The organism is Flavobacterium sp. (assembly GCF_041392085.1).
Lineage (GTDB): Bacteria > Bacteroidota > Bacteroidia > Flavobacteriales > Flavobacteriaceae > Flavobacterium.
In genome coordinates this window covers 85,340-104,943 of record NZ_JAWKMW010000010.1, presented here as the reverse complement: position 1 = coordinate 104,943, position 19,604 = coordinate 85,340, and the positions used below count along the sequence as shown (strand labels likewise).

The following is a 19,604-nucleotide window of genomic DNA, read 5'->3' as shown; positions in this document are numbered from 1 at the left end:
TTTGTCAGAATTACATTCCAATAAAAAAAATATAGTATCTTTAACAGCCCTAAAAAAATATTAATCATTTTCTAACTAAATACCACTCATTATGATTAAAGTTTGTTTAGCCGATAATCAACCCGTCGTTCACTTCGGTGTTAAATCGTATTTTAAAGACCATGCAGAAATTAGCATTGTAGGACATGTGGGCAACTACAATATGATTTTAGATATGCTCAAAATTAAACCAATAGACATTTTAGTTTTAGATTTAGAACTTGAAGGTTTAACCAGTATAAATTTAGTTAAGTATATACTAAAAGAATTTCCCAACACTAAAATTATTATTTTCAGTAATCTTTCTGAAAACATTTATGCTCCAAATTCTCTAAAAGCAGGAGTTTCGGCCTATTTGCACAAAACATCCAAATTAGAAACACTCGGCAATGTGATTGTGAAAGTAAATAACGGTGCCGTGATTTTTAATGATGCTATTAAGAAAAGTTTAGCTATGATCGCTAAACAAAACAAAAGCGAACGATTGTATCGAAAACTATCTAACAGAGAAATTGAGGTATTGCGTTTTTTAAGTGATGGTAAAAAGAACAATGAAATTTCAAAAATTTTAGGACTAAACGAAAAAACCATCAGTACCTACAAATTACGTTTACTTACAAAGTTGAATGTAACCAACTTAGTAGACTTAGTTAACAAAGCAAAAACATTAGAGATTGTATAAAAATACTTAGTAAAGAGACCTCCAATTAGAGGTCTTTTTTTAGTTGTAATCTGAACGCATTCTGCCAATTCGGCGAGTGATATTTACTTTAAGTTTGTTGTAGTCATTTATCATCGTAATGATTTCTTCCGGAGTAAATTCGGACGTTTCCGCTTGAATTTGAAGCATTAATTCATGATTCAGTTTATTGATTAGATATTCTCTAAACGTTACTATTGTTTCGGTAACTAGTCGCGAAAGAATTTCTAAATCATCTTTTTCTTTTACAAAAACTTGTTTTTTATCTAACCATCCGTGTAATTGATATTTTTCATCATTCATTAAAATATCAGTAACCACTTCGGCATGTTCAGGAACTAAATTATTGAGATAATGATTTTTATCAAACAATTCATTTTGATGGAATTGAGCCACTAAATCAATATAAATAGCATTAAAAATCGGATTGGCCAATTCAATTTCATCTTCTTGTAAACTCAGATAAATGCGTTCGTAAATTTTCTGTTTTATTTTTTCGATGGTTTCAAGCTCTTTTCCATTTTCATCAAATTGAATAAAAACATTTTCAAATTCTACTTCATGATGACCATATAACAGTAAAATCTCTAAAATTGATTTTTCTAACAATGTAATAACATCAACTTTGGAAATAGTTTCAGTTGATTCATTTTTTACAACATCAAACGTTTTTTGCTCTTGTTTGAATTTTTTATTAGCTTCAGACAAATCTTTTTGAGCCATTTGTGCCAACGTACTAAACAAAACATCTACCGAAATATCCATGATTCGGCTACATTCTTGAATGTAGATTTCACGTTTAATTCGATCTGGAATTTTGGAAATACTCGTCACCATATCGCGAATAAGCTCCGCTTTTTTGATGGGGTCATTCTTGGCATCCTGCATCAACAACGAGGCTTTAAACTGAATAAAATCTTTCGCATTTTCATCCAAATACTTCACCAATTCGTCATGCGGTGTTTTTTTGGCAAAACTATCCGGGTCGTCGCCATCGGGAAAAGAACAAACTTTAACATTCATTCCTTCTTCTAAAATCAAGTCAATTCCACGAATTGAAGCTCGTAAACCCGCTGCATCACCATCAAAAAGTACTGTAATATTTTTGGTTAATCGATTAATTAATCGAATTTGGTTTGGTGTTAATGCCGTTCCTGAGGAAGAAACCACGTTTTCAATTCCGGCTTGATGCATTTGAATGACATCGGTATAGCCTTCAACCAAAAAACAATTATCGAGTTTGGCAATGGCTTGTTTGGCATGAAAAATTCCGTAAAGCACATTACTTTTATGGTAAATTTCACTTTCGGGCGAATTCAAATATTTGGCTACCTTTTTATCATTTGTTAAAATTCGGCCACCAAAACCGAGTACTCTTCCCGACATACTTTGGATTGGAAACATCACACGACCTTTGAATCGGTCAAATTGCTTGTCTTCGCCAACAATCGTAAGTCCGGTTTTTTCTAAATACTCTAATTTATAGGCTTTTCCTAGAGCTTCTTTGGTCAAAGCATCCCACAGATTAGGTGAATATCCTAAATTAAATTTTTTGATTGTTTCATTTGAAAATCCCCTTTCTTTGAAATAAGTTAACCCAATAGCTATTCCCTCTTCTTCTTCCCATAAAACATGTTGAAAATATTTGCTTGCAAATTCGGAAACCAGATACATACTTTCCTTTTCGTTTGCTTCTGCTTTATCTTCGTCTGATGATATAGTTTCTTCAATTTCAATATTATACTTTTTGGCTAAATACCTTATCGCTTCCGGAAAAGAAAAATGCTCGTGCTCCATTAAAAAAGTAACAGCGTTTCCTCCTTTTCCTGAACTAAAATCTTTCCAAATCTGTTTTACAGGAGAAACCATAAAAGAGGGCGATTTTTCATTGGAAAACGGACTCAATCCTTTGAGATTACTACCGGCACGTTTGAGTTGCACAAAATCACCAATTACCTCCTCAACGCGGGCGGTTTCAAAGACTAAATCGATAGTGTTTTGTGAAATCATTGTAATTTTTTGTAGCTTGTAAAAATACAATTCCGTTTGTTAAAAACAATTCATTAAAGATAAAAAAAAGGTGTTTCAAACCGAAACACCTTTTCAACAAATGTATGTAACTCAAACAAATCCTAATTGAAGTCAAAACGCAAACCTAACGAAATGTTATTTTGATCAATGGTGTTGTTTTTAAATAATGGATTCAAATCATATTTAAGATATAAACTAGTGGCCCGATAACCGATGTAGGTTGACAAACCATAGGTGAAATCAGCGGTGTTAAAATCGCCTTTTTCTTTTACTTTTATACGATTGTCATCTTCGTTAAATTTTAGAATTTGCTTGGTTTTTATATTAAAGCCGGCATATCCTCCAATTCCAAGTCGAACACTTTTGTGCGATCTGAATCGAACATCACCATTTTCATTTACAGATTTTGGTGTAAAATCAAATTCTAAATGAAGTGGCAAAACCAAATGAACATTTCTGAAACGACTTTCTTTTAAATTCAAATCAAATTCTTGTAAATTGGTTTGTTCACCTTCTTTTACGAAGTAACGATTGTCGGTCGGGCGTAAATTGTTATACATCAACGACAATCCGTATTTAGCGTGCAACAAGTTATTATTCTTGAAGATTCTTGTGTTATATGTAAAACCCCATTCATAAAAATGTGACCCCCAAACGCGGTAATCGCTATCTTCCAATGAAGACATATCGCCATCGGTTACAAGGTTATTTAATCCGAAAGCAAATACAAATTGAGACGTAGTTCGCTTTGAATTTCTTTTGTATTTGTCCTTTTCACCTTTGTACACTTTCATGGAGCCAATATTTATTTCTGTATGATCTTCACCAATTGAATCATTAGCACTAGAACCTAAAATGATTGTTGTTCCACCTCTGCGTTTTTCTGATGAATGATTCACTTTACCATCAACCGCATCTTTCACCAATTGTTGCAATTTTGCCTCTTCGATAGCCACTTTTTCCTCAATATTTTTGGCTCTAATTTCGGCTGCTTTTCGTTTTTCAGCTTCTGCTTTTTCGTTTGAAATTGTTCCGTTTTCCAACAATTTATTGATATCTTCTACTTCTTGCTTAAGAGCTTCTTTTTCCTCAGAAGTAATTTTTTTGATGTTGTTTGAAATGTTTTTTGCTCTTTCATCAAATGTTTCCTGACCATACATTTGGGTAACTAACGTGCATAGCAATACCGTTGCATAAAGAATAATTTTTTGCATAACTTAAAAATTTTAACTGTTCGTGATTTGATTGTTTTTACTCGTAATTTCGATTCGCTAAGCTAGACTTTACCGAATTGTATTTTTTATTAATTGTCTGAATGACTTTATCTCTAAATGTTTCGTTTAATTCTTCTTCCGCCGTTGAGAGTAACGCATTTGCATCAACTTTTACGGATGGTTTTTTTGTGATGTTTGGAATTTCATTTTTTTCGCCTCTTTCAATTTCGGCTAAAAGCGATTCAGCATCGATGTATTTAGTTGTTAATTCTTTGGGGTAATTTTCAACAAATGTTTCTTTATTTTTGGAATGATTATCTAATAGAAAATCTTTTTTAGGATTAATTTCAGTAGATGGTTTTTCTATTTTTTTTGTTGATTGATGAGCGACTGATTCATTTTCTTTTGCTTTTGAAAAAGTATTTTCTATTTCAAGAGTTAACTCCTTTTCAACGACTTGATTTTCATTTTCTAAAACAATTGGATGGGATGGAATTACATTTTCAACAGAATCTTCTTTGTTCACCATAAATATTCCAATCAAAGTAAATCCAACAGATACTGCAGCGATTGAAAGCCATTTGAAATTTCTTTTTGGTTTTTGTTCCTCCACAGAAAGCATAGCATCCAAACGATCCCAAGCATTGACAGAAGGCTGAATGGTTCGTTGGTTCAACTTTCCTCTGATTTGTTTTTCTATATTATTCGGTTCCATTTTGGTAATTTTTTAACTTGATTATTTGATTTTGGAGCATTTTTCGAGCATGTGATAATTGTGATTTTGATGTTCCTTCATTGATGCCCAACATTTCGGCTATTTCTTGATGCTTATATCCTTCAATGACATAAAGATTAAAAACCATTTTGTAACCATCCGGCAAACTATCAATGAGAAACTGAATGTCATCCACTGAAAATTTACTCTCGATTTCATTATGCCGTTCTTCAAAAAAAGTTTCATCTTCTATGAACTTCACTTGCTTTTTAACTCTGATAAACGAAATACATTCATGAATCATAATCCGTCTAATCCAACCTTCAAAACTGCCTTTGTGTTCAAAACTCTTCAAACCCGAAAAAACTTTCATAAAAGCAGTAATCATCACATCTTCAGCTTGCTGCAAATCTTTGATGTATTGCCTGCAAACTCCCAACATTTTTGGCGAAAACTTACTGTAAATCTGATGTTGGGCATGCCTGTTATTTTCAACAGCCAATTGGATTATTTTTTTCTCGTCTTGATGTAAGTTGATTACTTTCATTATAAATAAATCAGTCGCAGTTTTCAGTTACAGTTTTCAGACTTCACAAATTAATTAGTATTCTATAAGTATAGACGAATGAAGTGTGAATTTAGTTGCATGGATTTTGAAAAAAATTAAAAAAAGTTGCAAATAATTAAAATTCAATGATTTAAAAACAACAAAAAATGGTTAAGCATGATAAACTTTTATTTCAAAAACAGTTTTGCCTACTTCGCAGGTGATTTGCTTCGCCAGTTCGCTATCGCTCGTGTTTATTTCGACTTCGTCATCTTGCAAAATGACAAAACTGTGACTGAGAACTGTGACTGCGACTGCAAACTGAACACTACTTTTTCCTTTCAATTACGTAATTCACCATTAAAGTCAATGCCTCTTTATATGCAGACGCAGGAAAATTACTCAATAACTGTAAGGCTTCTTGCTGATAGGCAACCATTTTTTGCTCTGCATATGCCAATCCGTTACTTTGTTTTACAAAAGCAATCACCTCTTTCACACGCTTTTTGTCTTTGTTATGGTTTTTAACTGAATTGATTAACCAACTTTTCTCTTTAGGTGAGCAATTATTTATCGTATAAATCAAAGGTAAGGTCATTTTTTGTTCTTTGATATCAATTCCGGTTGGTTTACCAATGGCTTCATCCGTATAATCGAATAAATCATCTTTAATTTGAAATGCCATTCCGATCAATTCACCAAACTTTCGCATGCGTTCAACAATTTCTTTATTTTCAGGCAAAACAGAACATGCCCCGAGCGAACAACAAGCTGCAATTAAAGTAGCGGTTTTTTGACGAATAATTTCGTAATAAATGTCCTCGGTAATATCTAATCGCCGAGCTTTTTCGATTTGAAGTAATTCGCCCTCACTCATTTCGCGAACGGCAACAGAAATAATTTTCAATAAATCAAAATCGTTGTTGTCAATCGAAAGTAACAATCCTTTGGATAATAAAAAGTCACCCACTAAAACAGCGATTTTATTTTTCCACAAGGCATTGATTGAGAAAAAACCACGACGACGATTGCTGTCATCCACCACGTCGTCATGAACCAATGTGGCTGTGTGAATCAATTCGATTACCGAAGCACCGCGATAGGTTCGTTCATTTACCAAACCCTCTGAGACCATTTTAGCGGTTAAAAAAACAAACATCGGACGCATTTGTTTTCCTTTTCGGTTGACAATATAATAGGTGATTCGGTTGAGCAACGCCACTTTAGAAGACATCGATTCATAGAACTTTTTTTCAAAAAGTTCCATTTCCTGATTAATGGGCTGCTTAATTTGCTCGGTGATTTTCATGAAAGTTCAAAGATAGATAGAAAGTTAGAAAATCACAACTGGAATTATTATGAAACGGCTTCATTTTTATTGGCCAATTGACCACAAGCGGCATCAATATCCTTACCACGACTTTTACGTACTTTGGCAATAATGCCAATTTTGTCTAGAGCTTTTACATATTCATCTAAAACCAAATCGGAAGCTTGTTGAAACATTCCGTCATCAATGGGATTATATTCAATCAAATTGACTTTACACGGTACATATTTGCAGAATTTTACCAACGCATCGATTGATTTTTTATCGTCATTGATGCCTTTCCAAACCACATATTCATAAGTAATTTTGCTTTTGGTTTTTTGGTACCAATATTCTAAACTTTCACGCAATTCTTTCAAGGGAAAACTTTTGGAAAACGGCATAATTTCGGCACGAATTTCATCAATAGCCGAGTGAAGGGAAACGGCTAATTTGAATTTCACTTCTTCATCGGCCATTTTTTTTATCATTTTCGGAATGCCTGAAGTAGAAAGAGTAATGCGTTTGGCCGACATGCCTAATCCTTCCGGAGAAGTAATCATTTCGATGGCTTTGAGCACGTTGTTGTAATTCATCAACGGCTCGCCCATTCCCATAAAAACGATATTGGAAAGTGGACGCTCAAAATACAAACGGCTTTCGTTATCGATAGCTACCACTTGATCGTAAATTTCATCGGGATTGAGATTTCGCATTCGTTTTAAACGAGCAGTTGCACAAAAGTTACAATCTAAACTACAACCTACTTGACTGGAAACACAAGCTGTAGTTCTAGTTTCGGTTGGAATCAGAACACTTTCTACCACCAAACCATCATACAAACGTACAGCGTTTTTAACGGTACCATCTTCGCTGCGTTGCATTTGATCAACTTTAATATGGTTAATAACAAAATTATCTTCCAACATTTGACGGGTTTCTTTGGAAACATTGGTCATATCTTCAAATGAATAGACTTTTTTGCTCCACAGCCATTCATAGACTTGATTACCACGAAAAGCTTTGTCGCCATTGGCTACAAAAAAGTCCCGCAGTTGTGTTTTGGTAAGTGCTCGAATGTCTTTTTTGGTGGTGTTCATAGTGCAAAAATAGGAACTATTTACGGAATTGATTGATTTGTAATTTGTAATTTTGTCGAAAATAATTTTATATGCATTTCCTTTCCGAAGATTTAGAAGATTATGTCGCCGCTCATTCGCAAGCCGAACCGGAACTATTGGCTCAACTAAACAAAGAAACCTATCAAAAAGTATTGCTGCCTCGCATGTTGAGCGGTCATTTTCAGGGGAGAGTTTTGAGTATGTTATCTAAATTGATTCGCCCGGCTTCCATTTTGGAAATAGGAACTTATACCGGTTATGCTACTTTGTGTTTATGTGAAGGAATGCAAGAAAACGGCATTGTTCACACCATTGATATCAAAGAAGAATTAGTTGATTTTCAACGGAAATATTTTGATAAATCGCCTTGGGGAAATCAAATCGTGCAACATTTAGGTGAAGCTGTCGATATTATTCCAACCTTAGAAACAAAATTTGACTTGGTTTTTATTGATGCAGACAAAGAAAACTACCTCAACTATTATGAATTGATTGTTCCAAAAATGAATAAAGGAGGCATCATTTTATCGGATAATGTATTATGGTCCGGAAAAGTAGTTGAACCTTTGAAAGAAGGTGATTTGAGTACCAAAATTTTATTGGAATACAATCGAAGATTAAATAATGACTCAAGGGTTGAAAACGTTTTGCTGCCAATTCGGGATGGTTTGACCGTGAGTAGAATACTTTAAGAAACAGGAAAATATTTCAGTTGTACTATTTTATATATTCTGTAAAAAAAAGTTCCAAAAAATAGTCCAAAAAGGTAACCCGTTACAATATCTCCCGGAAAATGTAGGCCAAGATAAATGCGACTATAAGCAAAAATCAACGGAAATAAAAATAGCAGAAACGCATATTTGAAATGTTTTCGAAACAACAAAAAAATAAAAGTAGTCGTGGCCATAGAATTAGATGCGTGACCAGAAAAGAAACTAAATGAACTACGTGAAACGACTTCTCTCATAAGGCCTTCTAAATTTGGATCGCTACAAGGACGAAGACGTTCGAAGTTGTATTTAAATAAATTAGTCAGTTGATCGGTAACAGTAATTAAAAGGGCAATAAACAAAACTAAAATACCGAATTGTTTCCACCCTACTTGTCTGATAATCAAGTAAAAAACATATAAAAAAAAAGGAATCCAGTATACTTGTTTCGTAATAATTAACCAAAACCAATCCCATTCTTCTGAACCTAAATTATTCAAAAAAAGAAACAGTTGCTTATCAAATTGAATGAGTTCTTCCAAATTTAAAATTGTCTTTTAATTGGTCCCGTGATTTGTTCGATATCTTCTTTGGTTTTTTCAACTTCTTGAATGACCGAAGAAGTTTCGTTTTCTGCTATCGGGTTTACTACATCATTGAAATTTTGTTTTACTTTCTGAATTTCTTCTGAAATTCCCCCTGTTAAACTATTAGTATCTAACCCATTCTCTTCGGCACTCTTTTGTATCTCATTTTTGATGTCATCAGTGGCGTGTTTCAATTGACGAAATATTTTGCCTAATGTACGAGCAATCTCAGGAATTTTATCGGACCCGAAAAGCATGAGCACAACAAGTATAATAAGTATGAATTCTCCTCCTCCTATTCCAAACATAATTCTGCTGTTGTTAAGACTTCAAATGTACGAAGTTTTTTTCCTTGAGTAAGACAGACAATCGATTGAGTCTTTTTATTTTGATTTTTCTAATTCATCAAATTTAGATTTTACAACTTCTTTAGGCCATGTATTATTGGTCACATCGATATCGGCCGTTTCCAATTTTGAATCAAGTTGGATTTTCTTAATTGGTTTCTGCGTAGCAAAAACACGCTTGGCAGTTTGGTTATTTTTTCGCCAAATTTGTGCCGGAAAATGATGATTCTCAGTGGTGCCGTCTTCAAATTGCAATTCGACTATGATTGGCATAATCATACCGCCAGGTTTATCAAATTCTACTTCGTAAAAGTATTTTGGTGATTTTAACTTTGCTCTTTCTTCGACAGAAAATTTATTAGATATAAAATCGTTTAATGAACTAATATCTTCTTTCTCTAATGCCTTTTTACGATTATTTTTGAGTTCTTTGTGATTCGATTCAACTAAATAAACATAAGGTCCTGAGGCTGTACCAAATCGACCTCTTCGAGCTTTCACATTTTGAAGCTCTGCAGTAGGTTCGTCTGTTACAAAGTATTGCTTGACTTCTTTGATTCCGATGTCCACATAGTCGGTGGAGAAAAACCAACCTCGCCAAAACCAATCTAAATCAACGGCTGAAGCATCTTCCATGGTTCTAAAAAAATCTTCAGGTGTCGGATGTTTAAATTTCCAACGGTTGGCGTAAGTTTTAAAAGCGTGATCAAATAATTCGCGACCCATAATGGTTTCTCGCAAAATGTTTAGTCCCGTAGCAGGTTTAGAATAAGCGTTGGCTCCAAATTGGTGAATTACTTCGGAGTTAGACATTATCGGCTCTAAAAAGCTTTGATCGCCACTCATATAAGGCACTATTTTATGAGCAGGTCCACGACTTGACGGGTAATTTTCTATGAAATCTTGTTCGGCTAAATATTGTAAAAAGGTATCAAGACCTTCGTCCATCCAAGACCATTGACGTTCGTCTGAATTCACAATCATTGGAAAATAATTATGTCCTACTTCATGAATAATTACGCTAATCATCCCATATTTGATACGGTCTGAAACGAATCCATTGGCGTCTGGGCGACCATAATTCCAGCAAATCATCGGGTATTCCATTCCTTGGTCTTCTGCTGAAATAGAGATTGCTTTATGATAGGGGTAATCAAACGTATGACGTGAATAGGTTTTTAAAGTTTGGGCTACTGCACGGGTTGAAAATTCTTCCCATAACGGATTGCTTTCATTTGGATAAAGCGAAATTGCCATGACGTTTTTGGTTTCTAATTTCACAGCCATCGCATCGTAAATGAATTTTCTTGAGGTTGAAAACGCATAATCTCGCACGTTTTCTGCTCTAAATTTCCACGTTTTCGTTTTATCTGAAAATCCCTTTTCGTTGGCTTTTGCTTCATCGGGAGTGATGATTAATACCGGTTTGTCAAAGGTTTTTTCAGCCAACTCATAGCGTTTGTTTTGTTCAACTGTGAATACTTCTTTTCGGTTGAGTAAAACTCCGGTTGCTTCCAAGACATGGTCAGCAGGTACGGTAATGTTGACGTCATAATTCCCAAAAGGAAGAGCAAATTCACCACGACCCCAAAATTGCATATTTTGCCAGCCTTCTACATCATTATACACTGCCATTCTTGGAAAAAATTGAGCGATTACATACAATCTGTTACCGTCTTTTTCAAATTCTTCATAACCCGAACGACCACCATCTACTCTATAATTATTGATGTTGTACCACCATTTTATTGTAAACGAAACTTTTTGATTAGGTTTTAATGGCGTAGGCAAATTAATTCGCATCATCGTTTGGTTGATAGTATAAGACATTGGCTTACCAACAGCATCATAAACATGAACGATGTTAAAACCGCCATCAAAACTTTCTTGCATATATTTTTTCACAAAACCATCAACCGGGATAGAACCATCCATTCGCTGACTTTCGATAAGCGGTGTCTTTGATTGACGTGAACGCATATTTTGGTCTAATTGCACCCACAAATATTCTAGTTCATCGGGCGAATTGTTATGATAAGTGATGGTTTCTACACCGTCTAACCGTTTGTTTTTATCATCGAGCACAATGTCCATTTTATAATCTGCCTGTTGCTGATAATATCCTGGACCGGGAGCACCGGAAGCGGTTCTGAACATATTGGGAGTGGCCAATAAATCATATAGTTGACTGAATTTATTATTGTCGTAATGACCAGGTTCTCGCTTGGTCTCGGTTTTTTCCTGAGCGAAAAAAATTACAGGAAACAAGCCAAAAATTAAAAGCTTTTTCATAGTTATTTTTTTGAAGCGTCTAAAATAAACAATTTCCGAAAGTTGTTGCGGATTTATCAATATTTTAACAACTCCACACTGTTTTCAAAAGTAAGTAAAGCACTACGCTTTTTTGTCAAAACTTGGGTATGAATGATGTGTTGTTGTTCAGGAAGAAAATCAAAAAGTAGCGTGTTTTTGATTTCAAGTGAGTTAATTTTTGAAATGTTACGAATAACTTGGTATACAATAATCACATCGTCTTCTAATTCTTTATCTAAATAAACCATTTGTTTGGATTTATTATTTACTTTGATTGAAAAATTTTCGTTGATATAATTCTTCAAAAGTTGCACTTCTTCATCAGATTCTTTTGTTGAACCGATATAAAATTTTTTCTTGTGTTTTTTTGCTAAGGCATTATTCAAATCATCGATAAAAATCCGACTGCTGATTTGAATTGTTTTTTTGTCTTGAGCAAAATTAATTTGTGTGACAGAAACATAGAACTTGTGCATTTCAAAAGAAGAAACAGCCAACGAAAGTACTATTAAAAAATATAGAAAACATTTTTTTTTCATCTAAAAATCAATCTTTTGGAAGGTTTTTATACTCTTTGCTTTTACTGATTAAAAAATCAATCAAATCAATTTCTTTGTTTGTTGCAAGCAATTTTCTAACGTTGGAATCGGAGTCACAATAATTTAAAAACAAACCTATTTCATCGTGTTTTAATGCCAATGTTTCTGTAAAAAAATGATAGGTAAATTTATCCTTTACTGCCTCTTGAAAGTTTTTGTCTGAAATAAAAACAACCGGCTTCTCTTTACTTTTTTCTTTTCCAAAGAGTTTTCCAACCATTTTTCCAATTTTTATAAAATCCATCCCATAAGGAATTGACAAATCGCTTGGCATCGCAGAATTGAATTGGGTGGATTGAAAATCTCTCTCCAATTGCATATTAGCAATTTCACCGCTATTGAAAACACTTTGCTTATCAATAACTTTAATGTTTTTGGCATCTTTTTCCAAATCGCCTGTTAAAGTTGAGGGTGTTACAACAACCTCATCCAATTCATTAACAAACTCCTCTAATTTGATTTTTAGGACAATGACTTTAAAATCATTATCAGTAAGTACCAACTTTTTCGATTTAAAAATTACACTCGAAAAAACTAGGGTGTCTGAAGGTCGTGCATACATTGTAAAAAAACCTAACTTATCAGTTACAGCTCCTTTGTTGGACGAAACATTAAAAACAGTCACATTATCAATGGCTGTTGCTTCGGAAATAATTTGTCCTTTAATAATTTCTCTTGAACCTAACTGTGCTAAAGAAATTTGAGCCAAAAGCAAAGTCAATAAAAGTAGTAGTTTATTTTTTTTCATCTTTTAAAAAGTTTAAAAAGTCATGTGCCAATTCTCCTAACAAAAAAGTGACACGTGATTTATTTTTAGCTTGTATGGCTTGGGATAAATCCACATCTTCTACCACATAAAATTTGAAGCCTTTTACATATTCCGTTGGGATTTTGAATGTGTGAGTAAAATCTTTGTCTTCAAAATTATCATCTAACCAAATGATCATAAATTCTCTTTTTTCAATTTGAATTTCGTTTTTTAACATTTTTGTTCTGCCAGATATCCAATTAAGTAAAATATCAACCGGTCCTGAGGAAGCTGTTCGTAACCTTCGCTCTGCGGGTGTATATGATTTGGGTGTGTAATTTATTATACCTAAATCTTTTGCGTTAATTCTGGAATAATCTGTCAAAACCACTTCTTCCAATTCACTTACTTTGGAAGTCATAACGACTTCAATTTTTCCTTTTTCAAGATCATTTATCGAAATACTTTTTCGCCAATAATTCAAATGTACTGCCGAAAAGACGAGCAGATCATCTTCTTTTACCTCCAACCAAAATTCTCCTTTTTCATTCGTAATGGTTGCTTTTTCTGAAACCAAATTGGTAACGTGAATACCTTCTGCGGACGCGTTTTCAACTTTGACAACACCATAAATTATTTTTTGACCGTAGCTACAAACCGTAGTTGAAATCGAAACTATAAGATACAAAAATAATCTATTCATCGGAAGTAAGATACGTTAAAAATTCATTTGCCAATTTAGAAATGCATAAACTCCCATTTACGGTATCATTTGTTTTAAGGTAGTTAATAAATTCATCATCATAAATTGTAAAAACTTTGAATCCATTTATATATTCTTCCGGAATGTTTAGTTGGTTGGTGTAGAATTCATTTTCATACCATTCGTTTAATTTTTTCAATAACAATTCCTTCTTTTCAATTTCCAATTCACCTTTCAATATTTTCGTTCTTCCGGTTACCCAATAAAGAAGCGGATCTAAAGGAATTTTACCTGTCAAGACACCTATCCAATCTGTTTTAGTCATCTTAGCAGGACGCAATTTTCGTTCAGCTGGAGTGTATTCTTTCGGTTTATAATTAATAATTCCCAAATCTTGTGCGTTGATTTTGGTGTATTCCGTCAGGACCACTTCTTCTAATTTTTGCTCTTTCATGGTCATTTCCACTTCAATAAAACCGTTTTTGATATCGTTAGCTGAAATGCTTTTTCGCCAATAATCCAAATGAACTGCAGAAAAAACGAGTAAATCATCTTCATTAGCTTCAATGGAAAATTCTCCTTTTTCATTCGTGATTGTAGCTTTTTCTGAGACTAAATTGAGTACATGAATCCCTTCTGCCGATTGATCTTTCACTACAACTTTTCCTTTTATTGTTGTTTGCGAAAATAGCAATGGAACCCAAAACAAGAATCCGATTATGATACTATTAGTTTTGCTCATCGAGCAATATTTTGTAATTTTTAACCAATCTTTTTTTATTTAACAGCAAAGATGAAACCAATTTTTATGCTTGACTTGCATTTAAAGTAAAAGTATTACAAAAAACTCACAACTATTTCACAACTCACTTGTAATTTTTTGTTAATCTGATGGGAATCCAAAGACCATGATGCGTATTTTTGTAAAAACAGGAAACATGAAAAACCTACTTATTGCAAGCACTTCCACTCTTCACGGCGGCAATTACCTTGAGTATTTATTGCCTGAATTACAACTTCATTTTGCTCAATGCAAAAGCATTTTGTTTGTGCCCTATGCCCGACCGGGCGGTATTTCTCATGAGGATTATACGCTAAAAGTAAAATCTTTCTTTGCCTTGTTGGAGATTGAAGTAAACGGTTTACATGAATTTTCAAACCCAATCGAAGCCATTGAAAAAGCAGAAGGTATTTTTACTGGTGGCGGCAACACCTTTTTGTTAGTGACGCAATTGCATCAAAACAATCAAATGCAAACGCTGAAGAAAGCCATCGAAAACGGAACGCCCTATTTAGGCAGTAGTGCCGGAAGCAACATTTGCGGACTCACGATGCAAACCACCAACGACATGCCAATTATTTATCCTCCTAGTTTTGAGACTTTGGGCGTGATTCCGTTTAATTTGAATCCGCATTACTTAGATGCCGATTTACAATCCAAACACATGGGCGAAACCCGCGAAACCCGCATCAAAGAGTTTCATCAATTCAATGCTCAACCGGTTATTGGTTTGCGAGAAGGAAGTTGGCTCGATGTAAAAGGCGACCAAATGGTGTTAAAAGGAGAATTATCCGCACGATTATTTCGACAAAATCAGGAAGCAATTGAAGTCGAAAGTGGGAGTGAGATGGGGAAATTTCAATAGCAATGGCAAATTTCAAAAATCTAAATTCTAAATTCTGACTTCTAAATTCATTTTGGGCGTGCCCCTTCGTAAACTGCGGGTCGGGCTATTCGCTGCAAGTCCTCGTTCGTCGTGCCTTCACATTGTGGGCTTTTTGCTTCTATTCCTCACATGAAACTGTTTTAAAAAAGAGAGTTAAAGCTGAAAAACATTACTCAAAGACAAGATGTTTTTAAATCCATTTAATTATATTCGAAAAATGAAATCATAACTATCATTCTAAATTAAAAGCAATGAAATTTGGAGAAATTATTTTTTATCTAGTTGTAGCATTAATATCATTATACATTGTTAGTAAGTATATTAAACTATTTTTCTTACCCTCTGAATCTGAAATAGAGTATCAAAGAAAATTAGAAGAAAGCTTAAAAGATGAGTTTATAATTGATCCTGAAACTGGTGCTAAATTAACACTAGAACAAGCTCAATCAGGTCATTGGATTGCACATGATAATGAGTTCAAAACAGTACCTGAAAATGAGATTGAAAAACTATTAACTGAGGAACAAAAGAGCATCGAAAAAAGTAAAAATTACTTTAGAGAAAGTAAAGAATATCGAAAACATAAGTTAACTGAAGAAGAAATTCTAACTCTTGAAAAAACAAAAATCTTATCTAAATATGATTCGTGGGGCTACAGCGATTGTTTTAGATTAGAATTTTCAGAAGATCTCATTTTTTTACCAATAGTTGAAATAGAAGACAAAACACCAACATACTACAGCAACAACTATATCGAAACCCAAATAATGTATTGGTTAAAATTTGATTTTGATATGGGTCACTATTATTTAAGAGAAAAATTGAAAATTGAAAAAATTTTCGACTTGATAAAAAAAGACGATGACTTACAACTAAAAAATTATGAATCTTTTACAATCAGAAAATCAAACAACATCATTAAAATTATAAAAATTTTAGAAAAATTTGAAACTCAAGAAAGAATAGAAATTGAATTTATGGATAACTATCTTTTTGTAAAGAATGAAAGATTGGTAACTTTAGAGGAAATCATAAGATTAGAATCTTTAATAAAAAGTATTAAATCATAATTGATTTGCTAGTCCAAAACAATTATACGTTAAACAAAAAACCCCAAACTTTAGTTTGAGGTTTTTAGCAGAGCGGAAGACGAGGCTCGAACTCGCGACAACCAGCTTGGAAGGCTGGAGCTCTACCAACTGAGCTACTTCCGCATTTGTGGGTGCAAATATAGAGAATTATTTTTCTTTGTTGCAAATTTTTCTTCAAAAAAATTATCAAAAAGCTAACAGAATTTGTAATGGTTTTATTCTGAAAAAGTTATACCTTTATTTTTCCAAGTTTGAGGAAATAAATTATGCTGACTTTAAAAGAAATAACGGCTTTGGATACTTATTCCGTGCGGCATCCCGTTCTTCGGGAAGGAAAACCGTTGGAAACCTGCCATTTTGAAGGAGATAATTTGCAATCCACTATTCACCTCGGACTGTTTATTAATTGTGCACTAATTGGTGTGGTATCACTATTTAAAACCCAAAACAGCGAGTTCAACGAAGAAAAGCAGTTTCAAATTCGGGGTATGGCCGTCTTAAAACACCATCAAAAAAGAGGTTACGGCGAAAAACTTCTCCTCGAAGCAGAAGAAATTTCAAAAAAATACAAGTGTAACATATTGTGGTTCAATGCTCGCGAATCCGCCATACCGTTTTATAAAAAAGCAGGTTATTCCATTCACGGAAACCCTTTTGAAATTGGCGATATTGGCACTCATTTTGTAATGTATAAAAAAATGAACCCGATTTCTTAGTTGCTATGAAGCATTTTTACTTATTTTTTTTAGTACTTATTTTAATTTCTTGTAACAAGAAAAAAAAGCCCAATTTTTCAGTTTCAAAACCACCTGCTGTTGAATTGACCGACGAAGGAAAAGTACTGGCAATTGATTCCACTTATCTTTCAAAAAAAAATGACTCTATTCTTGTTGCTTTTTATCAAACGAATGAAAACAGAACGTTTTGGTTGACTTTCAATTGCCGAGAATCTTTAATCTCGGTTTTAAAAAATGTGGAAGAGGAAGGATTAAATCCAAAAGATTTTGATTTAAAAAAAATTGGTAAATTAGAAAAATCCATTCAAACTTTATCAGACAAAGAATTAATTGACTACGATGTTTTGCTTACAGAAAATCTAAAAAAGTATGTAGAAAAAGTTGCCAAAGGTTCTTTAAACCCAAAAGAGTTATACAAAGATTGGGATTTGAAAGAAAATAAAGTTGATGTACAAAAATTACTTTTTTATTTTCAGCGAAAAGATTCGTTTGATTTTGCATTAAATGAAGTGAAACCCAATCACATCATGTACAAAAAATTGAAACACAGTTTACATCTCATAAACCAATTTCCGGATGAAAATTTTAAAAAACTGGAAATCAAAGACAAAATTGTACTGAACGACACCAACGATGTACTGATTGAAGTAAAAAAACGACTTGCCTATTGGTATGATATGAAAAAACCGGATACGTTGACCAACATTTATGATGAAACTACGTTTAATGCAATTAAAAATTTTCAAAGTCGGCACGGTTTGGCTCCCGATGGTGTGATTGGAAAAGGAACGATTGCATCGCTTAATTTTACCAAACAAAAAAGAAAAGAGCAAATTATTGCCAACATGGAACGCTGGCGATGGTTTCCACGAAATTTCGAAAAAGAATACCTCATCATCAACATACCCGATTATTCATTGCAAGTGGTAAAAGAAAAAGATACTGTAAAAACACACCGAATAATTGTTGGAAAAGCCAGTCGAAGCACTCCGATATTGTCCTCGAAATTGAGCTATGTTGTTTTTAATCCAACTTGGACCGTTCCTCCCACTATTTTAAAAGAAGATGTTATTCCGGCTGCTAGCAAAAACAGAGGCTATTTTGCTACCAAAAACATTACCATTTACAGCGGAAGTACTGTTGTGAGTCCGTATGATTGGAATCCCGCTAAAGGAAAATCCTACCGTTATGTACAATCTCCCGGAAATTTCAATTCGCTTGGATTGGTTAAAATTATGTTTCCCAATCGTTTTTCAGTTTATCTACACGATACGAATACGAGAGGTTATTTTGAACGTGAAAACCGTTCGTTGAGTTCCGGTTGTGTTCGGGTTCAAAATCCGTTTGAATTAACAGAATACTTATTGTCCGATTCCATTAATTGGAATAAAGAAAAAATTGATGAAGTCTTAGCTGAAGCCAAAACCAAAAATGTAAACTTTACAAAACCAATTTACCTGCACCTCTTATATTGGACAGCTTGGAGCGATAAAAATCTACTGATTTTTAGAGATGATATCTACGGCTTAGATGCCGAATTGTATAAAAAACTACGAAATTAATTTTGAAGCCACTTTATAACTTCTTGAAGGGTGATAAATAAACAAACACGATTTGTCTTTTATCGTCTTGATGATTTGTTGATTCAATTCTACCGGTAAAGCCGGACAACCTTGACTTCTCCCCAAACGTTTGTTTTGTTTGATAAATTTTTCAGAAACATAGTCAGCACCATGAATTACGACTGCTCTTTCACGAGCTTTGTCATTAATTCCTCTTTCCAAACCATCTAATCGAAGCGAAAGTCCGTGTTTTCCTTGATAGGTTTCTCCGGTAAGATAAAATCCTAAACTACTTTGATATGATTCTGATTTATTGGAAAATGAGGTTGCAAATTCTTCACCTGAATTTCTTCCGTGTGCCACTAAGGAATGATATAAAACCGTGTTGGTACTCATGTCAATTACCCACATTCTCTTTGAATTGGCAGACAAACTAAAATCAATAAGTGTCAGGATATCGTTTTGAATTATACCTTTTTGCTTCAATTGGTAAAAACCTTCAATAGCTTTCGAAAAACTTTCTAATTGAGGGAGTTTAAAATTATTTGCGTTTAAATTATTGTAGAGAGTTGTTACCTTCGATTCTAACGAAGTCTTGGATGTTGACGCAATAGTTTTAGGGTCTGTGGTATTATTTGATGGTGTAGTGAATGAAAATAATCCAAACAACAAAACCGGAAAAAGCTTGTAATTCATTGGAAATCTACAGGTTAAAATTAGACTTGGGACGTCAAAAATATAAATTAAAAGTTTAAAACCAAATTATTTTAATTTAAAATTCATCTTTTTTTGGAAATTAACTCACTTTCTACAAGCAAGTAATCATTAAACGCACAAAAATTACAATTCGTATACTAAAGGATA

Annotated in this window: 20 protein-coding genes and 1 tRNA gene; 6 read left to right on the top strand and 15 right to left on the bottom strand. The window is 33.6% G+C overall.

The genetic code is table 11. From position 1 onward, the window contains the following. Positions 1 to 91: 91 nt before the first annotated feature. Positions 92 to 721, top strand: a complete 630-nt coding sequence (locus R2782_RS10000; protein ID WP_129465249.1) for a response regulator transcription factor — start codon at positions 92 to 94, stop codon at positions 719 to 721. Between the two features lie 39 nt (positions 722 to 760). On the opposite strand, the gene dnaG is transcribed toward R2782_RS10000, so the two are convergent. The 6 genes from dnaG to rlmN form a co-directional block, all read right to left on the bottom strand. Beyond that, entirely contained in the window at positions 761 to 2,749 is a 1,989-nt protein-coding gene (gene dnaG, locus R2782_RS09995; RefSeq protein ID WP_371268097.1) for a DNA primase, read from the bottom strand. Positions 2,750 to 2,871: 122 nt separating this feature from the next. Next, entirely contained in the window at positions 2,872 to 3,984 is a 1,113-nt protein-coding gene (locus tag R2782_RS09990) for a cell envelope integrity protein TolA (protein WP_371268096.1), read from the bottom strand. 37 nt (positions 3,985 to 4,021) lie between these two features. Next, positions 4,022 to 4,699 carry a hypothetical protein gene (locus tag R2782_RS09985; RefSeq protein WP_371268095.1) on the bottom strand — a complete coding sequence of 226 codons (678 nt, stop codon included), beginning with the start codon at positions 4,697 to 4,699 and terminating at the stop codon, positions 4,022 to 4,024. After that, positions 4,686 to 5,246, bottom strand: a complete 561-nt coding sequence (locus R2782_RS09980) for an RNA polymerase sigma factor (RefSeq protein WP_371268093.1) — start codon at positions 5,244 to 5,246, stop codon at positions 4,686 to 4,688. Before R2782_RS09980 ends, R2782_RS09985 begins: the two co-directional genes overlap by 14 nt. A gap of 328 nt (positions 5,247 to 5,574) precedes the next feature. After that, positions 5,575 to 6,555, bottom strand: a complete 981-nt coding sequence (locus R2782_RS09975; RefSeq protein WP_371268092.1) for a polyprenyl synthetase family protein — start codon at positions 6,553 to 6,555, stop codon at positions 5,575 to 5,577. A 47-nt stretch (positions 6,556 to 6,602) separates the two neighbouring features. Next, positions 6,603 to 7,655, bottom strand: coding sequence for a 23S rRNA (adenine(2503)-C(2))-methyltransferase RlmN (rlmN, locus tag R2782_RS09970; RefSeq protein WP_371268091.1), 1,053 nt, complete (start codon positions 7,653 to 7,655; stop codon positions 6,603 to 6,605). Between the two features lie 71 nt (positions 7,656 to 7,726). Here rlmN and R2782_RS09965 point away from each other — a divergent pair, with 71 nt between their 5' ends. Beyond that, positions 7,727 to 8,368, top strand: coding sequence for an O-methyltransferase (locus R2782_RS09965; RefSeq protein ID WP_371268090.1), 642 nt, complete (start codon positions 7,727 to 7,729; stop codon positions 8,366 to 8,368). Here the strand turns inward: R2782_RS09965 and R2782_RS09960 are convergent. The 7 genes from R2782_RS09960 to R2782_RS09930 all read right to left on the bottom strand — a co-directional run bounded on the left by R2782_RS09960 (position 8,365) and on the right by R2782_RS09930 (position 14,425). Then, positions 8,365 to 8,928 (bottom strand): phosphatase PAP2 family protein, encoded by a 564-nt coding sequence (locus tag R2782_RS09960; protein ID WP_371268089.1) that lies wholly within the window; start codon positions 8,926 to 8,928, stop codon positions 8,365 to 8,367. The two genes, R2782_RS09965 and R2782_RS09960, sit on opposite strands and share 4 nt — an antisense overlap. A gap of 2 nt (positions 8,929 to 8,930) precedes the next feature. After that, positions 8,931 to 9,281, bottom strand: coding sequence for a twin-arginine translocase TatA/TatE family subunit (locus R2782_RS09955; RefSeq protein ID WP_371268088.1), 351 nt, complete (start codon positions 9,279 to 9,281; stop codon positions 8,931 to 8,933). Positions 9,282 to 9,356: 75 nt separating this feature from the next. Beyond that, a complete protein-coding gene (locus tag R2782_RS09950) occupies positions 9,357 to 11,612 on the bottom strand; it encodes a M1 family metallopeptidase (protein ID WP_371268087.1) in 2,256 nt (751 codons plus the stop codon). Positions 11,613 to 11,668: 56 nt separating this feature from the next. Continuing rightward, positions 11,669 to 12,172: a DUF6702 family protein gene (locus tag R2782_RS09945; protein WP_371268086.1), complete on the bottom strand. Its 504-nt coding sequence runs from the start codon at positions 12,170 to 12,172 to the stop codon at positions 11,669 to 11,671. Positions 12,173 to 12,179: 7 nt separating this feature from the next. Beyond that, positions 12,180 to 12,980 carry a carboxypeptidase-like regulatory domain-containing protein gene (locus R2782_RS09940; RefSeq protein ID WP_371268085.1) on the bottom strand — a complete coding sequence of 267 codons (801 nt, stop codon included), beginning with the start codon at positions 12,978 to 12,980 and terminating at the stop codon, positions 12,180 to 12,182. Further along, positions 12,967 to 13,683: a hypothetical protein gene (locus R2782_RS09935; protein ID WP_371268083.1), complete on the bottom strand. Its 717-nt coding sequence runs from the start codon at positions 13,681 to 13,683 to the stop codon at positions 12,967 to 12,969. The genes R2782_RS09940 and R2782_RS09935 overlap by 14 nt, the downstream gene beginning before the upstream one ends. Further along, positions 13,676 to 14,425 carry a hypothetical protein gene (locus R2782_RS09930; RefSeq protein ID WP_371268081.1) on the bottom strand — a complete coding sequence of 250 codons (750 nt, stop codon included), beginning with the start codon at positions 14,423 to 14,425 and terminating at the stop codon, positions 13,676 to 13,678. The genes R2782_RS09935 and R2782_RS09930 overlap by 8 nt, the downstream gene beginning before the upstream one ends. 196 nt (positions 14,426 to 14,621) lie before the next feature. Here R2782_RS09930 and pepE point away from each other — a divergent pair, with 196 nt between their 5' ends. After that, positions 14,622 to 15,329: a dipeptidase PepE gene (gene pepE, locus R2782_RS09925; RefSeq protein WP_371268079.1), complete on the top strand. Its 708-nt coding sequence runs from the start codon at positions 14,622 to 14,624 to the stop codon at positions 15,327 to 15,329. A gap of 272 nt (positions 15,330 to 15,601) precedes the next feature. Then, the gene (locus R2782_RS09920; protein WP_371268078.1) at positions 15,602 to 16,420 is read left to right on the top strand and encodes a hypothetical protein; all 819 of its coding nucleotides are present in this window, start codon (positions 15,602 to 15,604) and stop codon (positions 16,418 to 16,420) included. A gap of 71 nt (positions 16,421 to 16,491) precedes the next feature. Here R2782_RS09920 and R2782_RS09915 read toward each other — a convergent pair. Continuing rightward, positions 16,492 to 16,564, bottom strand: a tRNA-Gly gene (locus tag R2782_RS09915). A 143-nt stretch (positions 16,565 to 16,707) separates the two neighbouring features. On the opposite strand from R2782_RS09915, the gene R2782_RS09910 reads away from it, so the two are divergent. Continuing rightward, positions 16,708 to 17,157: a GNAT family N-acetyltransferase gene (locus tag R2782_RS09910; RefSeq protein WP_371268077.1), complete on the top strand. Its 450-nt coding sequence runs from the start codon at positions 16,708 to 16,710 to the stop codon at positions 17,155 to 17,157. A 5-nt stretch (positions 17,158 to 17,162) separates the two neighbouring features. Next, on the top strand, positions 17,163 to 18,740 hold the full coding sequence (locus tag R2782_RS09905; protein ID WP_371268076.1) for a murein L,D-transpeptidase: 1,578 nt from the start codon (positions 17,163 to 17,165) through the stop codon (positions 18,738 to 18,740). Here the strand turns inward: R2782_RS09905 and R2782_RS09900 are convergent. Next, positions 18,729 to 19,436: a murein L,D-transpeptidase catalytic domain family protein gene (locus R2782_RS09900; RefSeq protein WP_371268074.1), complete on the bottom strand. Its 708-nt coding sequence runs from the start codon at positions 19,434 to 19,436 to the stop codon at positions 18,729 to 18,731. The two genes, R2782_RS09905 and R2782_RS09900, sit on opposite strands and share 12 nt — an antisense overlap. Positions 19,437 to 19,604: the final 168 nt, after the last annotated feature.

Coding starts and splice junctions, on each gene's coding strand:
- R2782_RS09990 (WP_371268096.1), bottom strand. CDS start 3,984: ATGCAAAAAATTATTCTTTATGCAACGGTATTGCTATGCACGTTAGTT.
- R2782_RS09905 (WP_371268076.1), top strand. CDS start 17,163: ATGAAGCATTTTTACTTATTTTTTTTAGTACTTATTTTAATTTCTTGT.
- R2782_RS09930 (WP_371268081.1), bottom strand. CDS start 14,425: ATGAGCAAAACTAATAGTATCATAATCGGATTCTTGTTTTGGGTTCCA.
- R2782_RS09945 (WP_371268086.1), bottom strand. CDS start 12,172: ATGAAAAAAAAATGTTTTCTATATTTTTTAATAGTACTTTCGTTGGCT.
- R2782_RS09965 (WP_371268090.1), top strand. CDS start 7,727: ATGCATTTCCTTTCCGAAGATTTAGAAGATTATGTCGCCGCTCATTCG.
- R2782_RS09950 (WP_371268087.1), bottom strand. CDS start 11,612: ATGAAAAAGCTTTTAATTTTTGGCTTGTTTCCTGTAATTTTTTTCGCT.
- R2782_RS09975 (WP_371268092.1), bottom strand. CDS start 6,555: ATGAAAATCACCGAGCAAATTAAGCAGCCCATTAATCAGGAAATGGAA.
- R2782_RS10000 (WP_129465249.1), top strand. CDS start 92: ATGATTAAAGTTTGTTTAGCCGATAATCAACCCGTCGTTCACTTCGGT.
- R2782_RS09985 (WP_371268095.1), bottom strand. CDS start 4,699: ATGGAACCGAATAATATAGAAAAACAAATCAGAGGAAAGTTGAACCAA.
- rlmN (WP_371268091.1), bottom strand. CDS start 7,655: ATGAACACCACCAAAAAAGACATTCGAGCACTTACCAAAACACAACTG.
- R2782_RS09955 (WP_371268088.1), bottom strand. CDS start 9,281: ATGTTTGGAATAGGAGGAGGAGAATTCATACTTATTATACTTGTTGTG.
- dnaG (WP_371268097.1), bottom strand. CDS start 2,749: ATGATTTCACAAAACACTATCGATTTAGTCTTTGAAACCGCCCGCGTT.
- R2782_RS09900 (WP_371268074.1), bottom strand. CDS start 19,436: ATGAATTACAAGCTTTTTCCGGTTTTGTTGTTTGGATTATTTTCATTC.
- R2782_RS09980 (WP_371268093.1), bottom strand. CDS start 5,246: ATGAAAGTAATCAACTTACATCAAGACGAGAAAAAAATAATCCAATTG.
- R2782_RS09940 (WP_371268085.1), bottom strand. CDS start 12,980: ATGAAAAAAAATAAACTACTACTTTTATTGACTTTGCTTTTGGCTCAA.
- R2782_RS09910 (WP_371268077.1), top strand. CDS start 16,708: ATGCTGACTTTAAAAGAAATAACGGCTTTGGATACTTATTCCGTGCGG.
- R2782_RS09920 (WP_371268078.1), top strand. CDS start 15,602: ATGAAATTTGGAGAAATTATTTTTTATCTAGTTGTAGCATTAATATCA.
- pepE (WP_371268079.1), top strand. CDS start 14,622: ATGAAAAACCTACTTATTGCAAGCACTTCCACTCTTCACGGCGGCAAT.
- R2782_RS09935 (WP_371268083.1), bottom strand. CDS start 13,683: ATGAATAGATTATTTTTGTATCTTATAGTTTCGATTTCAACTACGGTT.